Source organism: Rhodoferax sp. GW822-FHT04A08 (assembly GCF_058801025.1).
The window spans coordinates 659,653-674,862 of record NZ_JBXAMW010000001.1 but is presented as its reverse complement, the minus strand read 5'-3'; the positions used below and the strand labels follow the sequence as shown (position 1 = coordinate 674,862).

Annotated in this window: 14 protein-coding genes; 10 read left to right on the top strand and 4 right to left on the bottom strand. The window is 62.5% G+C overall.

The window, feature by feature from the left end; translation table 11 throughout:
- Positions 1-7: 7 nt before the first annotated feature.
- A complete protein-coding gene (locus AC1RMF_RS03145) occupies positions 8-874 on the bottom strand; it encodes a UDP-2,3-diacylglucosamine diphosphatase (RefSeq protein WP_342617128.1) in 867 nt (288 codons plus the stop codon).
- Complete coding sequence (locus AC1RMF_RS03140; RefSeq protein WP_342617127.1) at positions 875-1,693, bottom strand: GNAT family N-acetyltransferase; 819 nt, start codon at positions 1,691-1,693, stop codon at positions 875-877.
- Between the two features lie 153 nt (positions 1,694-1,846).
- On the opposite strand from AC1RMF_RS03140, the gene AC1RMF_RS03135 reads away from it, so the two are divergent.
- From AC1RMF_RS03135 to AC1RMF_RS03125, 3 genes are all read left to right on the top strand, one after another.
- On the top strand, positions 1,847-2,224 hold the full coding sequence (locus AC1RMF_RS03135; RefSeq protein WP_342617126.1) for a hypothetical protein: 378 nt from the start codon (positions 1,847-1,849) through the stop codon (positions 2,222-2,224).
- Between the two features lie 70 nt (positions 2,225-2,294).
- Positions 2,295-3,761, top strand: a complete 1,467-nt coding sequence (locus AC1RMF_RS03130; RefSeq protein WP_493139463.1) for a CYTH and CHAD domain-containing protein — start codon at positions 2,295-2,297, stop codon at positions 3,759-3,761.
- Positions 3,762-3,884: 123 nt separating this feature from the next.
- A complete protein-coding gene (locus AC1RMF_RS03125) occupies positions 3,885-4,487 on the top strand; it encodes a hypothetical protein (RefSeq protein WP_493139461.1) in 603 nt (200 codons plus the stop codon).
- A gap of 339 nt (positions 4,488-4,826) precedes the next feature.
- Here the strand turns inward: AC1RMF_RS03125 and AC1RMF_RS03120 are convergent, their stop codons facing one another.
- Positions 4,827-5,921 (bottom strand): 2-aminoethylphosphonate--pyruvate transaminase, encoded by a 1,095-nt coding sequence (locus AC1RMF_RS03120; protein WP_493139459.1) that lies wholly within the window; start codon positions 5,919-5,921, stop codon positions 4,827-4,829.
- 108 nt (positions 5,922-6,029) lie between these two features.
- On the opposite strand from AC1RMF_RS03120, the gene phnA reads away from it, so the two are divergent.
- From phnA to AC1RMF_RS03090, 6 genes are all read left to right on the top strand, one after another.
- Positions 6,030-7,265, top strand: a complete 1,236-nt coding sequence (gene phnA / locus AC1RMF_RS03115) for a phosphonoacetate hydrolase (RefSeq protein ID WP_493139929.1) — start codon at positions 6,030-6,032, stop codon at positions 7,263-7,265.
- Between the two features lie 79 nt (positions 7,266-7,344).
- A complete protein-coding gene (locus tag AC1RMF_RS03110; protein WP_493139457.1) occupies positions 7,345-9,339 on the top strand; it encodes a PAS domain-containing sensor histidine kinase in 1,995 nt (664 codons plus the stop codon).
- A 99-nt stretch (positions 9,340-9,438) separates the two neighbouring features.
- On the top strand, positions 9,439-9,636 hold the full coding sequence (locus tag AC1RMF_RS03105; protein ID WP_493139456.1) for a hypothetical protein: 198 nt from the start codon (positions 9,439-9,441) through the stop codon (positions 9,634-9,636).
- A 249-nt stretch (positions 9,637-9,885) separates the two neighbouring features.
- On the top strand, positions 9,886-10,689 hold the full coding sequence (locus tag AC1RMF_RS03100; RefSeq protein ID WP_493139453.1) for a TRAP transporter TatT component family protein: 804 nt from the start codon (positions 9,886-9,888) through the stop codon (positions 10,687-10,689).
- Between the two features lie 24 nt (positions 10,690-10,713).
- A complete protein-coding gene (locus AC1RMF_RS03095) occupies positions 10,714-11,724 on the top strand; it encodes a TRAP transporter substrate-binding protein (protein WP_493139451.1) in 1,011 nt (336 codons plus the stop codon).
- Complete coding sequence (locus tag AC1RMF_RS03090) at positions 11,721-13,562, top strand: TRAP transporter large permease (protein WP_493139449.1); 1,842 nt, start codon at positions 11,721-11,723, stop codon at positions 13,560-13,562. Before AC1RMF_RS03095 ends, AC1RMF_RS03090 begins: the two co-directional genes overlap by 4 nt.
- Here AC1RMF_RS03090 and AC1RMF_RS03085 read toward each other — a convergent pair.
- Positions 13,545-14,408 carry an NUDIX hydrolase gene (locus tag AC1RMF_RS03085; protein WP_493139447.1) on the bottom strand — a complete coding sequence of 288 codons (864 nt, stop codon included), beginning with the start codon at positions 14,406-14,408 and terminating at the stop codon, positions 13,545-13,547. The two genes, AC1RMF_RS03090 and AC1RMF_RS03085, sit on opposite strands and share 18 nt — an antisense overlap.
- Before the next feature lie 129 nt (positions 14,409-14,537).
- Between AC1RMF_RS03085 and AC1RMF_RS03080 the strand changes: the two genes are divergently transcribed.
- Positions 14,538-15,203: a winged helix-turn-helix domain-containing protein gene (locus AC1RMF_RS03080; RefSeq protein WP_493139445.1), complete on the top strand. Its 666-nt coding sequence runs from the start codon at positions 14,538-14,540 to the stop codon at positions 15,201-15,203.
- The last annotated feature ends 7 nt before the right edge of the window (positions 15,204-15,210 follow it).

Sequence of the window (15,210 nt, the reverse complement as noted above, 5' to 3'; positions counted from 1 at the left end):
ATGAAGACTACCCCAAGGCCAGTTCGGCGGCTTTGACTTCGCTCTGCGAAGCCAGCAGCAAAGCATCCCAGAAGACGATTTCCAGCGTGCCATCCATGTGCTCCACCAGGGCACTGCGACTTTCCACCCAGTCGCCGTCGTTGCAGTACAGGGTGCCGTTGATGTCGCGCATTTCGGCGCGGTGGATGTGCCCGCACACCACCCCGGCGTGACCGCGGTGCCGGGCTTCATGGGCAACCGCCACCTCGAAGTCGGTAACGTAGTTGAGCGCGGTCTTGACCTTGCCCTTGAGGTATTGGGACAGGGACCAGTATGGCAACCCCATGCGCGCGCGCAGGCTATTGAGGCTGCGGTTCAGGCGCAAGGTGAGCTCGTAGGCGTTGTCGCCCAGATAGGCCAGCCACTTGGCACACTGGATGACTCCGTCAAAGTAGTCGCCGTGCGTGACCCACAGGGACACACCCTTGGCCGTGGTGTGTACCGTGTCGCGCTGCACCGTGATGTCGCCAAACTTGTGGCCCACAAAGCCCCGGGCAAACTCATCGTGGTTACCCGGTATGAACACCACATGGCAACCCTTGCGTGCCCGGCGCAGCAGCTTTTGCACCACGTCGTTGTGGGCCTGCGGCCAGAACCAGCGGCGGCGCAGCTGCCAGCCATCCACGATGTCACCCACCAGATAGAGGTACTCGCTGGAGTGGTGCTTCAGGAAATCCAGCAAGGCGTCGGCTTGGCAACCCGCCGTGCCCAGGTGGATATCGGAGATGAACACCGCGCGGTAGCGGCGTTTGGGCGGATCGTCTTCATGGTCGGAGTCCTGCTCGGCGGCAACTCCCTGCCAGCCACTTGCCATAGATTCAACCATGGCTCGCATTCAGGCCCCCAGAAAGTGCTTGCGATAGCGCGAAGGCAGGTCGGCGATGCGCATCAGCATGGGCAGGTCGGCGGTATTGAAGTCCGGGTCCCAGGCCGGCGCGCCCAGCACCTTGGCGCCCAAACGCAGATAACCCTTGATCAGCGCCGGCGGCTCCACGTCCAGGGAGGCGTCGAGCCGCTCCACCGGCAGTGCCAGGCGTGGCCGCACGTGGTATTCAATGGGTGCCAGGTGCGTGGCCTGCAACTGGCGCCAGATGCTGGCTGCCACATCGCCACTGACCACGCCGTTGTGCAGCATGGGGATGCTGGCGCAGCCGATCATGGTGTCGAGCTGGTTGCGCAGCATGAATTCTGCCAATGCGCCCCACAAGGCCATGATGACGCCACCGTGACGATGGTCGGGGTGCACGCAGCTGCGGCCCAACTCCACCATGCGGTCCCGCAACAGGCGCAGGCGTGTCAGATCGAATTCGGTATCGCTGTAGGTGCTGCCCACGCGCTTGGCCTGCACCGGCGTCAATACGCGGTAAGTGCCAATCACCTGACCGGTGGCCTGGTCGCGCACCAGCAGGTGCTCACAGTAGTTGTCAAACAGATCCACGTCGTGTCCGGGCAGCGGCGTGCTCAGACGCGCGCCCATCTCTCCGGCAAAGACATCAAAGCGCAATTTCTGCGCGGCCCGGACTTCGTCCAGGTGTTTGGCCCAGGACACGGCAATGCCCTGTGACGGGTTGGCTGCATGCTGCGGAGCGGCAACTGCGGCCTGCGCGACAACGCTGTCGCGCACGATAATGGTTGGGTCGTTCAAGGTGTTCATGACTGAAATTGTCCAAACGCGCCATGACCCATTCATGGCAGAGATATGAAGAATTCATGACATTGCGCAAGCCGCACCAAGGAGACTGGGGCTTGAATTCGTCGTAGACTTAACCACCGGAACATGCCACCTGGCGCCTCACGTACGGGAAAAATGCCTTACTCACTTATCTGGGAGCCCCAAGGGGTCTACAAACACTTCACCGGCCTCGTCACGGGTGCCGAGTTGCTGCAGTCGGTCCAGGAAATCGCCAGCGACGCGCGTTTTTTCAATTTGCGCTACGAGGTGTCCGACTACCTGCCAGCAGAGCGCACCGACTTTTCCCAGGACTTCCTCAACGAGGTGCGCGCAGTGCGCATTGGCTCGTTCATGAACAACCCGCGCATCAAGGTGGCCATCATCACGCGGGACCCGGAAATCCAGCAGCGCATGGCCTCCACCATTGCCGCGCGCCTCACCATGCACCAGACGCGGGTGTTTGCGCAATTGACGGACGCCAACGACTGGTTGGGCCGCGCGTCACCGGACTGACATACTTCTGGCACATCATCGTGCCCCCCTTCATCGCCACAGCGAGGCACGTGCGCACGCATCACACCCCATGGAGCTAGAACTCAAATTTGCACTGCCCGCGCTGGACCGGCTGCTACTACAAAAGCAGCTGGCCCGCTGCGCCCTGATCGGACGGCGCCACCCGCACCAGGAACGGCTGCACAACGTGTATTACGACACGCCGGACCATCTGCTCAAGACCAGCGGCATGGCCTTGCGGGTACGCCAGCTCGGAGACGGTGCTCAGCCACGCTGGGTACAGACACTCAAGATTGGCGGCGCCGCGGCTTCGGCCCTGAGCCAGCGCGGCGAATGGGAGCTGCCGCTCGCTGCCGACCAGCTGGACGCGGACCTGCTGAGCGGAACTCCCTGGACCACATTCGACCCGCAGGGGAATGTGTTTGCGGCACTGACGCCGGTGTTCAGCACCACCTTTGACCGCATGAGCTGGGTGGTACAGCAGGGCAAGGCGCGTGCAGAAATTGCGCTGGACCTGGGCGAGGTGCTGATGGATGGCCACACCACGCCCCTGTGCGAGCTGGAGATAGAGCTGCTCGAAGGCACGCCCGACGCACTGTTTGAAATCGCCTCCAGCATCGCCCGGCATCTGTCGCTGATGCCGCTGCACATGAGCAAGGCCGAGCGTGCCTACCGCCTGGCGCAGGGAACGCTGGACGCCCCCTTGCGGGCCAAACCGCCGGCGCTGGATGACAGCATGGACTTCGCCCGTATTGCACAGTCAGTACTGCGCGAATGCTTTTTGCAATTCACGGCTAACCTCAACGCCCTGCGCAGTAGTGACGCTCCCGAACTGTTGCACCAGGCGCGCATCGGTTGGCGTCGCTTCAAGAGCACGCTCAAGCTACTGCGCCAAACCGGCGAAGGCAGTCACCTCCCGGCAAGGGAGCGCCTGCAGCCATTGCTCGCGGCCATGACAGCGCTGCGGGACCTGGATGTGGCCGCTACCGAGGTGTTCCCGCTCTACGCCAGCGCATACCAGGCGGAAGATGCAGAGCGCACCCGCAACTGGCAAGCGCTGGAAGCTTCCCTGGCACGCGAGCGCAACAACCAACGTGAAGAACTGCGCCGCACCCTGTCCGACCCAGCCGTGGGCCAGGTGCTGGTGCAGATCACGCGTTGGCTGGAAATCCAGCCGATGCTGGTTCCGCGCGAACTGCAGTCCGACAAGAAAGCCACGGTGGGCAAATGGCTCAAGAAACGAGTGGCACAACTGGCCGATCAGCTGGACGAGATGCCGTCACACAGCACGGACCCGGCGCAACTGCATGCGCTGCGCATACTCAGCAAACGGCTGCGCTACAGCGTCGAATGCCTGCGGCCTCTGCTGCCAGCCAGGCGTGCCGAACGCTGGTACCAGCACGCAACGCAACAGCAAACCCAGATCGGCGTCGCGCGTGACCATCAGCAGGCTTTGCGCATTGCGCAGAAGCTGGGCGCACCCGAGGGCATCGTGGAATTTCTGCGTGGCGCGTCCTTTGGCAGCCTGCGCGTTTGATCTAACGCAAAAGTCATTGCAGTGTCATCTGCGTTTTCACGGATCTGTCATTCGCGATTTCTACATTGACCCGTGTGTGCCGCGGCGCACATTCTCAATGTGGCAACCAAGGAGCAGATTCACATGCGCAATTTTTGGAAACATATTCAACAGCTGCAGTGGGACGACCACCGCTACTACCACCAGTGCCGTATCAACCAGACGCTGCATCTCATCAGTGCGATCAGCTTTCTGGTGGCCTACTGTCTGCTGTTTGTAGACCCGGCAGCTGCCGGCCTGGTGGGTTGGCTGGTGGGCATGGTCACGCGCCAGTCCGGTCACATCTTCTTCGAGCCGCGCGGCTTTGACACTATCCACAACACCACGTATGACCACAAGGAGTCCATCAAGGTGGGCTTCAACATGCGGCGCAAGGCGATTCTGATTTCGGTCTGGCTGTCGCTGCCGGTGCTGCTGGCGCTGTCGCCCAGTCTGTTCGGTCTGATCAAGCCGGCCAGCGGTTTTGCAGGCTATGCCCATGACGTGGGCCTGATGTGGCTGGCTCTGGGCGCAGGCGGGTTGCTGTTCCGCACGGTGCATCTGTTCTTCTTGCGCGGCCCGTCCTGGGGTCTGGCCTGGGCCTGCAAGATATTGCTGGACCCGGTTCACAATGTGCTGGAGTACTGGGCCTCTCCTCTGGCACTGATGCGTGGTCAGCGTCTGGATCCGTTGACACAACACCATTGAAGTTTGTGAGTAATCCCCGAAGCACCTCGGGGGACTCAGGACGGCGTGGCACTCTGCGCCGTCCGTGTCCCCCGGCCTTCGGCCTCCTCCTTTACCTACCGGCGCAGAGCGCCACGCCATCCTGAGTCTGCAAAAACGGTTGGCATGCGAATGTATTCAGACACCGCGTGCCAACGGTGTTGGCGGCCGATGACACTGGGGCGGATGGTGCAGTGTGGACTTGGGGTTTTGCCAAGTAAAGGAGGAGAACCGGGTGAAGCCCGGTTCGGGGGACACGAACGGAACCATCTGCCCCAGTGGCGTCGGCCATACGCGACACCGCAAAACCGACCAGAGAGTTCACCCCAAAGCACGCAAAGCCAACCCAATGGCATGCACAGCCTGCTGCATTTCGTGCGAACCAATCGCACCTATGCACCCCACGCGGAAAGTCTCTATCTGTGTGAGCTTGCCCGGATACAGCAGAAAACCGCGCTCACGCACAGCGGCATAAAAGTCCTTGAACGCATAGCCCGCAACCCTCGGCGCATGGAAGGTGACGATGATGGGCGCCTGCACAGCGGACTCCAGAAACGGTTGGAAACCCAGCGCCTGCATGCCCTGCACCAAGGTCTGACAGTTGCTGGTGTAGCGTGCCAGCCGCGCGGGCTGGCCGCCCTCCTCTTCGAACTGCGCAATTGCCTCGGCCAGTGCCGCCACCACATGGGTAGGCGGCGTGAAGCGCCACTGACCGGTCTTTTCCATGTAGACGTATTGGTCGTACAGGTCCATGGCCAGGGACTGGCTCTGCCCTTCACAAGCCGCCAGCACCTCCTTGCGGATGAATACAAAACCCATGCCGGGCACGCCTTCCAGGCACTTGCCGCTGGCGGCGATCAACGCGTCGAAGCGTGTCTTGCGCGCGTCAATCTCGAGGGCGGCGAACGAGCTCATGGCGTCCACGATCAAGCCGACACCGCGGCGTTCGCACACGTCGGCCACCGCCTGCAGCGGGTTGAGCACGCCCGCACCCGTCTCGCAATGGATCAGCACCACATGGGTGATGGAGTCGTCCTTTTGCAGATAGGCGTCCAATGCATCGGGATCGACCGGCTCCGACTCGTCAAACGCCAGGCTGGTGGCTTCACGGCCCATGAGGGTGGTGAGCTTGGCTGCGCGTTTGCAATAGGCGCCGTTGTCCAGCACCAGCACATGGCCGTCGCGCGGCACCAGTGTGGCGATGGCCGCCTCCACACTGAAGGTGCCGCTGCCTTGCAGGGGCACCACCACGTGGGAGTCCGCGCCGTGGATGATGCCCAGCAGGCTGGAGCGCACGCGCGCCGTGACTGCATTGAAGTCGGCGTCCCAGGAGCCCCAGTCCTTGAGCATGGCCAGCTTGGTGCGCAGTGTGGTGGTCAAGGGGCCGGGGGTCAGTAGTATCTTGTCTCTGTCCATGGGATGCTTTCAATGGTTCGGCAAACGGAGCGGAGCGAACAGCGTAGCCAGCGACTGTTTCACGTGAGTGACACAGTTTCGAAACACGGGCTGCATACCATGGCAGCGATGCAAGCAACCGCCCCCGCCTTTCTGCACGTCAACGCACGCGATTACCAGCGCCCCTCTTTTCCCACCGTGGTGGTATGTGTGGATGGTTGTGAACCCGACTACCTGACACAGGCCGTCTCGGCAGGCCGCATGCCCTGGCTGCAGCGCAGCCTGACTCACGGTATGGCATGGCGCGCCGAAAGCGCCCTGCCCAGCTTCACCAACCCCAACAACCTGTCCATCGTGACGGGTGTGCCGCCCAGCGTGCACGGCATCTGCGGCAACTACTTTCTGGACAGTGCCAGCGGCGAAGCCGTCATGATGAACGACCCCAAGTGGCTGCGCTGCCCCACCCTGCCGGCCCAGGCGTCGCAGGCCGGGCTCTCGGTCGCCGTGGTCACGGCCAAAGACAAGCTGCGAAACCTGCTGGGCCACGAGCTGCAGGGCATCTGCTTTTCGGCGGAGCGTGCCGACGCGGCGACAGTGGCCACCCACGGCATAGACCATGTGTTGGAATTGGTTGGAAGGCCACTGCCATCGGTCTACAGCGCCGACTTGTCGGAATTCGTCTTCGCGGCAGGCGTGCGCCTGATGCAGACCCGCAAGCCGGATCTGATGTATCTCTCCACCACCGACTACGTGCAGCACAAGCATGCCCCGGGCACGCCTGCGGCCAACGACTTCTACGCCATGCTGGACGGCTACATGCAGCAGCTCGAAGACCTGGGCTGCGTCATCGCCATCACGGCGGACCATGGCATGCATGCCAAGACGCGCATGGATGGATCGCCCCAGGTCATCTACCTCAGTGATTGGTTGCAGCGCTTCCTGGGCCGCGATGATGCACGTGTCATTCTGCCGATCACAGACCCCTATGTGGTCCACCACGGCGCGCTGGGCGCGTTTGCAACTATCTACCTGCCAGGCGATTGTTCGGCGCAGGCTGTCTGCGCAGAACTGGGCCAGGTGCAGGGGATAGATGCGGCCCTGACCCGCATGGACGCCGCACATGCCTTGGAAATCCCGGCGGACCGCATCGGTGACGTGGTCGTGATGGCGGACCGCTTCACCGCGTTGGGCAGCACGGCGGCCCAGCACGACCTGTCAGGACTGGACGCCCCCTTGCGCTCCCACGGCGGCCGGGGCGAGCAGACGGTGCCGCTGATCGTCAACCGGCTGGCCCGTTTGCCCGACCCCAGCCGCAGGCTGCGCAACTTCGACGCCTTTGATATTGCGCTGAATTACGCGCAATAGCGCCTGCGCGGTTTTTTTTGTCATACTGGGGTTCGTGTGCCGCACGCGCGGTGCCGTTGGGCGGTACTACGGACAGGACATGAAAAAACCAAACATCTCGGTCGCCTTCATTGTCATCATGGCACTGGTGGCAGTCATCACCATCTTCCTGGGTGCCTTCGGCTTCATCAATTACCGGATGCAAAAGCTCAGCCAGTACGAGCAGCTGCAGCAAGAGCTCACGTACAGCGCAGAGCAGCTCTCCTCGGCGGTGGCGCTGCCACTCTGGAATTTCGACGAAGAGCAGATCGAGTCCCTGCTCACCAGCGCCATGAAGTTCGAATCCGTCTACGGCATCACGCTCACGCTGGGCGAAGCGCCCGCCAAACCGCGCTACATCAAGATCCGTGGCAATGATTGGGAAGTGATGAATGGCAAGGCGCCCTTTGACACACAGGGGTTGCTGGAGGTGGCGCGCACCGTGCACACGACGGAAAAGGCCGTGGGAAGCATACGCATGTTCGCAACCACCCGCTTCATCGAGGAGCGTCTGCACATCGTGCTGGTGCAGACGCTGCTCTACATCGCGGTCATCGACTTCCTGCTGGTGATATCGCTGTACTACGTCCTGTGGCGCACCATATTGAAGCCGCTCAAGCGCATTGAAGCCTATGCTGGTCTGGCCGGTATCCGCGACGAGCTTCCGCGCATGGATGCAGGCCGCTTCCACGGTGAGCTGGAGAGCCTGCGCAGCGCCATCGTGCGCATGACCGCGCTGCTGGCGTCCCGCCTGACCGACATGCGGGAACAGTCCGAAGTAATTTCGGCCAAGGAACAGAGCGCACGCCTGAACGAGCTGCGGGTGTCCCAGATTCTGACCGCCAGCCCGCTGCCCATCACCGTCGGCAACTTCCACACCGGTGTCTACGTGCGCGTCAACCCGGCCTGGGAGCGCGTGTTCCAGTATGAGGAAGCGCAGATTCTCGGCAAGACTTCGGTTGACCTGGGCTTCTGGAAGGACGCGCGGGAGCGCCAGGGTTGGCTGGACCGCTTCAATGTCGATGGACGCGTCAGCGGCTACGAGGTGACCTTCCGCATGCGCGACGGCTCCTCCAAGATATTCATGCTGTCTTCCGAGCGTTTTCTATACGGCGACGAAGAGTGCGTGCTGACCATGTCGATTGACGTGACTGAGCGCAAGGCCATGGAGTCCGAGCTGATGCAGCTCAACGCCTACCTGGAGCAACGCGTGGTGGAGCGCACACGCGATCTGAATCGCTCCAACGAAGAGCTGCTGGTCACCATGCAGACGCTGCAGCGCACCCAGCACGAGCTGATCCAGGCAGACAAGCTGGCTTCGCTGGGCAGTCTGGTCGCGGGTGTGGCGCATGAGCTCAACACGCCCATTGGCAACGCCCTGGTAGCCGCCAGCAGCGTGTCCGAAGATGTGGCCGTCATCCGGCGGGCGGTGGCCGCTGGCGAGATGAAGCGCTCCACCTTTGACAACTTCCTGAGCCGCGTTTCGGAAGGCGCCGGGCTGACCTTGCGCTCGCTGCAACGCGCGGTTGCCCTGATCACCAGCTTCAAGCAGGTGGCGGTGGACCAGGCATCCGAGCGCCGCCGCGCATTCGATCTGGCACAGGTGCTGGGCGAAGTGATTGACACGCTCAAGCCCAACCTGCGGCACGTCAGCGTGCGGCTGGAACTGGACCTGCAAGTGGGCATTGCCATGCAAAGCTACCCGGGGCCACTGGGCCAGGTCATCATCAACCTGTTCACCAATGCCATGGCCCACGCCTTTGAGGGACGGGCGTCCGGGCTGATTACGGTCCGTGCACACCAGCTCGATGCGGCAACCGTGCAGGTGCTGGTGAGTGACGATGGCGTTGGCATCCCACCGGAAAACCTGGGGCAGATATTCGACCCCTTCTTCACCACCAAGCTGGGGCGCGGCGGCTCCGGCCTGGGCTTGTCGGTTTCGCACCGCATTGTGACCAAGGTCCTGGGCGGCCAGATTGCCATACGCTCCAAGCCCGGCGAAGGTGCCACGTTCGAACTGACGCTGCCCACCATGGCGCCCGACGTGATCGCCTGAACCCGGAGGCGAACCGCCCGCAAAGGGTCTTGGCATGAGGCTGTCAGACTTATGCCTTAGTATGGGTCGCACATGCACACCGTGAAAGTTGAATTGCCGATGTCTTCTACGCGCTCCTTCACCTGGCCCACTGTTGAGACCGGTGCATCCCCCGAAGTCCTGCGAGGCTCCTCCCAGTTCCGCTTCTGCTCTGGCCGATGCCAGGAAGAACGTCCACCCGAAGGTGGCGTCGAACTGGCACCCGGCAAATGGCGCTGCGGCGCCTGCTGGATCGAGATGGCCCGCAAGCGCCAATAGTGCCGACGTGCGTGTCCCCGTGACGCGCCGGTGACGTGTCACCGAACCTTCATACAGCCCGGCTAAATTCGTTACATGAATGCGGCATGCCTGCGCGCATGCTGTCCATTGACCTTAGCGGGTCTTATCTTCATGTCACTTCTGTTTGCAACTCCCGGTCTTCGCGCAAGGCTCCGTTCATACGGTCAATTGCTAGGCGTCAGCTGCCTGCTTCTGGGACTTGCCGCCTGTTCCCCCAAACACCTGATCGTGCAAGGCATCGCCGACGAACTGGCCACGCAGGGCCAGGCGCCGGAAGACGATCTCGTGCTGGCGCGTGAGGCGAGTGCCTTCTACCTCAAACTGTCGGAAAGCCTGCTGCGTGAAGTGCCGGACAACGCCAAGCTGGCTGAGTCGCTGGCAACCGGATTCACCCAGTACGCCTACGCCTTCGTAGCCTTTGATGCAGAGCGTTTGGAAGCCCGCGACGCCAAGGCGGCACAGGCCCTGCGCGAGCGCGCTGCCCGACTGTATGGGCGCGCCCACCGCCACGCCATGGCGGCGCTGGAACGCATGAACCCCGGCTTTCGCAAGGCCCTGCAGAGCAACCAGCCTGCGGACTGGCCGCAACTCCGGCCGGACCAGATCGGTCTGGCGTACTGGGCAGCGGCGTCCTGGGGTGGATTGATTTCGCTCTCCAAGGACCAGCCTGATACGGTGGCCGATTTGCCCTTGGCCATGCGCCTGGCCCGCCTGGCCTATGACAAGGAACCCGGCTATGGCAATGGATCACTGGCTGGCCTGATGGGCAGCTTTGAAGTCGCGCGCCCCGGCGGCTCCAGTGCACAGGCTTTGCAGTATTTCGACAGCGCCATTGCACTGAGCGCGCAGCGCAGCGCGGGCCCGCTGGTAGCCAAGGCCGAGAGCATTGCGCTACCCGCGGGTAACCGCCCCGAATTTGAAGCACTGCTGCAGCAGGCCCTGGCAGTCGGCGCTGCCCACCCGGACCTGCAAAACACGGTCATGCGCGAACGCGCGCTGTGGCTGCTGGGCACTGCCGATGACCTGTTCTAACGCATCTCCACCTCTACCTCCTCCATGAAAAAACTGTCAGCCATCTTGCTGCTCGCCCTGAGCTTTTTGAATGCGCCCGCAGCGCTCGCCGCCGACATGCAATTGCGGATAGGCACGCTGGCACCCAAGAACTCGCTCTACCACCGCCAGCTGATGGAAATGGGTGAGGCCTGGCGCAATGCGCAAGGCGGTGCATCCAAATACATCGTGTACCCGGATGGCAGCCAGGGTGGCGAAGCCGAAATGGCGCGGCGCATGCGCATAGGCCAGTTGCAGTCGGCACTGCTGTCGGTGGTGGGCTTGCGCGAAATCGAGTCATCCATTGCCGCGCTGCAAAACCTGCCGCTGCTCTTTCGCAGTTGGGAAGAGCTGGACTATGTGCGCGAAAAAATGCGCCCGGCCATGGAAAAGAAATTCCTGGACAAAGGCTTTGTGGTGCTGGCCTGGGGTGACGCCGGCTGGGTGCGCTTTTTCTCCAAAGAGGCTGCGGTGCGTCCGGATGACTACAAACGCATGAAGTTCTTTGCCTGGGGTTCTGAGCAAGAGCAGCAGTCCATCATGAAGAGCCTGGGCTATACGCCGGTGCCACTGGAGACCGCCGACATCCTGCCCTCGATACAGACCGGGATGATCAATGTGGTGCCCTCCACGCCCTACTTTGCGCTGGCCAGCCAGATCTACAACACTGCACCCCACATGCTGGAGATCAACTGGGCGCCCATCGTGGGCGCCATGGTGGTGACCACCAAGGCCTGGGACGCCATGACACCTGCCGCACAGGAGGCCTTGCGCTCTGCGGGTGAAAAGGCTGGCGCACAGATGCGTGCACAGGCCCGGCGCGAGGTGGACGAGGCTGTGGACGCCATGAAGAAGCGCGGCCTGATCGTGCACAAGCCCAACGCGCAGGAGATGCAGGAGTGGAACGAACTGGCCGACAAGCTCTACCCACGCATACGCGGCACCATGGTGCCCGCCGATACCTTTGACGAAGTGTTCCGCCACGTCAAAGCCTACCGGGCCACGCAGGGTAAATGAGCCAGGCACGCACCCTGCCCGCCTTGTTGCGCATCGACGAAAGGCTGGCATCCTTCGCACTGGTGCTAATGGCACTGATTCCGCTGGTGGAAATCCTGGTGCGCCCGCTGGCGGGCAGCGGTATTGAAAACGCGCCGGTGCTGGTGCAGCACCTGGGCTTGGTAATGGCCATGTTCGGCTCGGTGGCGGCCCTGCGCAACGGGCACCTGAGCACCTTTGGCAGTGGCGTTGTGCCGGCCCATTACCCGCGCCTGCTGGCATTCAGCAAGGCGTTTGGAAAGTTGTTCGCGGCTGGGGTCTGCGGCATTCTGTGCATGGCCAGTTGGCGTCTGGTGGATAGCGAGCGGCAGGTGGCACAGCTGCTGGCCTATGGCATTCCGGTGTGGTGGTTTCAGGCCACCATGCCGCTGGGGTTTCTGCTGCTGGGTCTGCAATTGGGAGCCCAAAGTGCGTCAGGCGTGTGGCTGCGTCTGCTGGGTGCGGCGCTGCCCATGGCGGCCGGCATGGCGCTAGGCTGGCAATTGGATGGCACGGCCGTGCCGCTCTGGCCCTGCGTCATTGTGCTGGTGTGCGCCCTCTTGTGTGGAGCGCCCATCTTCACCATGCTGGGCGCTTTGGCACTGGCGCTGTTCTGGCAGGACGCCCTGCCCCTGGCCTCCATACCGCTGTCGCACTACCAGATCACCGTCAACCCGTCGTTGCCCGCGCTGCCACTGTTCACGCTGGCGGGCCTGGTGTTTGCACGCACCGGTGCGGCGCAGCGTCTGGGTACCGTCTTCGTCGCGCTTTTCGGTGGTGGTGCCACCGGCACCGTGGTGGCCAGCGCGGTACTGTGCTCTGCCTTTACGGCATTCACCGGAGGTAGCGGCGTCACCATCCTGGCGCTGGGCGGCTTGCTGCTGCCCTTGTTGCGCAACGCCGGTTTTCCGGAGCGGCGCGGCATCAGCTTGGTCACCAGTGCCAGTGCGCTGGGCGTGCTGCTGGCGCCTTCGGTGCCATTGATCATGTACGCCATCATTGCGCGCGTGCCCATCAACACCATGTTTCTGGCCGGCCTGCTGCCCGCCTGCATCATGGTGGTGTTTTTGCTGGCGTTTGGCGGTTACCTGCGGCGCCAGCGTCCCTCTGCTGCCGAACCGGCCACAACGGTAGCAACAGCCTCACTGCCCTCTGTGACTGCCGCCCTGTGGGCCGCCAAGTGGGAAATCCTGGCGCCGGTGGTTGCCATAGGCGCCCTGGTCAGCGGCCTGGCCACGCCTACCGAAAGCGCGGCCATCGCAGCCGCCTATGCCATCCTCACGCAGGTGCTTGCGCACCGAGAACTGGGCTGGCGCAAACTGGGCGCTGCGCTGGGCGACTGTACCCAGATCATTGGCGGCGTCATGCTGATCCTGGGCATGGCACTGGGCCTGACCAACTACCTGATCGACGCGGGCATTCCCGATGCGGCCATTGAATGGGTGCAGGGGGTGATACCCAACAAGTGGGTCTTCCTGCTGGTGCTCAATGTGTTCCTGTTCATCGCGGGCGCCCTGATGGAGATCTTCGCCGCCATCGTGGTGCTGGTGCCCTTGCTGCTGCCGGTGGCGCTGAGCTACGGCATAGACCCGGTGCACTTCGGCATCATCTTTCTGGCCAACATGGAACTGGGCTTTCTGTGCCCGCCAGCCGGCATGAACATCTACTTTGCCTCGGCCATGTTCGACAAGCCGGTGCGCTATGTGGCCGCTGCGGTGTTGCCCGCGTTGCTGGCGATCTTTCTGGGTACGCTGGCCATTGCCTGGGTCCCGGCAACCGCAACCTACCTGCCCAGTTTGCTGCTACACAACGTGCGCTGAATGCGCCCGCAGGCCCTGGATCAGGGTCTGCACCGCGTCCACGGTGAATGCACCGGCCTCCGCCCTGGCCAGCACTTCGCCCGGGTGCAGACACATGAACTCGGCCACCTCGCCATCCTGGTTGTGTGGCGCAAAGCCATTCCGCAAAGTGAGGTTGAACACATGCAGGATCTCGTCATGCCAGCCCTCGCGCTCCAGGCGCGATGTGCGCACCTGTCCTGCTGCCTGCAACGAGTGCCCCTGCAAGTCAAATAGACCGGCCTCTTCCGCCAGCTCACGCTGCAGACAGTCCTGCACCGTCTCGCCACTGGGCAGGCCGCCCGCTGTGACGTTGTCCAACATGCCAGGATCTGTGGCCTTGGTCAGCGCCCGCCGGGCGCACCACAAGCGGCCATCGGGCAAGAAGCCATTCACATGCACCGCATGGCTGAGCATGCCCAGAAAACGGAAACCCGAACGTTCCACATCCAGCAAGGCCGGCACATCCGGATCGGGCGCTATGCAGTCGGCATGCCAGAAGCTGAATCGCTCATTGCGCCAGCCCGGCAGCAAGCCCTGGGCACACGCCTTCAGCAAGGCGTTCTGTAACTGCGCACTGCGCTGTTCACGTGTTGCGGACTCAGCCTCCCACACCAGGCCACCCGGTGTGAACCTGCACGGCGCAAGCTGCTGCGCCAACCAGTGGGCCCGCTCGGGCGAAAGCAGGCCCAACGGACGGTCGGCACAGTACCAGCGCTGGAAGTCGCTGGGTGCGGGTGCAACGGCCTGCGAAGACAGCGCAAACAGGCGGTGTTGCCCTGGGTCACTCAGAGCGTTCAGAAAGGCGATGGGGCCAAGGCTTTGCATGCGCGGCATCTTAGCGGAGGGCTAGGATTTCCCCAATGGTAGAAAGACGGCATATGCCGCATCATTGAGAGGTGCGCGACATCGATCTCATCTCAATAGTCACCCCCTTGGAGAGAATGGAATACAGGAATGAAGGTACTCATAGTAGAAGATCAATTGCGACTGGGGCGGCTTCTGCAACAAGGCATTCAGGAGTGTTCCTACACCGCAACACTGGTTGGAAGTTGCCGCGCGGCGCGCGATGCGCTCTGCGAAACCGGGTATGACGCCGTCGTACTCGATTTGGGGTTGCCCGATGGTGACGGCCTGGATTTGCTGCAGGAGTGGCGCAGAAACGGTTTCACCGAGCCGGTGCTGATTCTGAGTGCGCGCGATACGGTCGTCGACCGTATCAAGGGGCTGGACATTGGCGCCGACGACTACTTGCCCAAGCCTTTCAGCCTCGAAGAGCTGCTGGCCAGAATCCGTTCGCTGTTGAGGAGGCATTCAGCCGTCAAGGAGACCGTGCTTGAATACAAGGGAATCCGGCTGGATCTGCTGGGCCATACCGTGCAGATTGATGGCAAACCGCTGGACCTGACCAGCAGGGAATATGCGCTGCTGGAGATCTTCATGCAAAACGTCGGCCGCATATTGCCGCGCACACTCATTTCCGAAAAGATATGGGATGCACACTACGATGTGGACACCAATTTGCTGGATGTGTACATGAGCCGTTTGCGTACCAAGCTGGATGCGTTCTCCGGCCAACCATTCTTCAAGACGGTGCGCGGTGTCGGCTATCAACTTATCTGACCAGAGC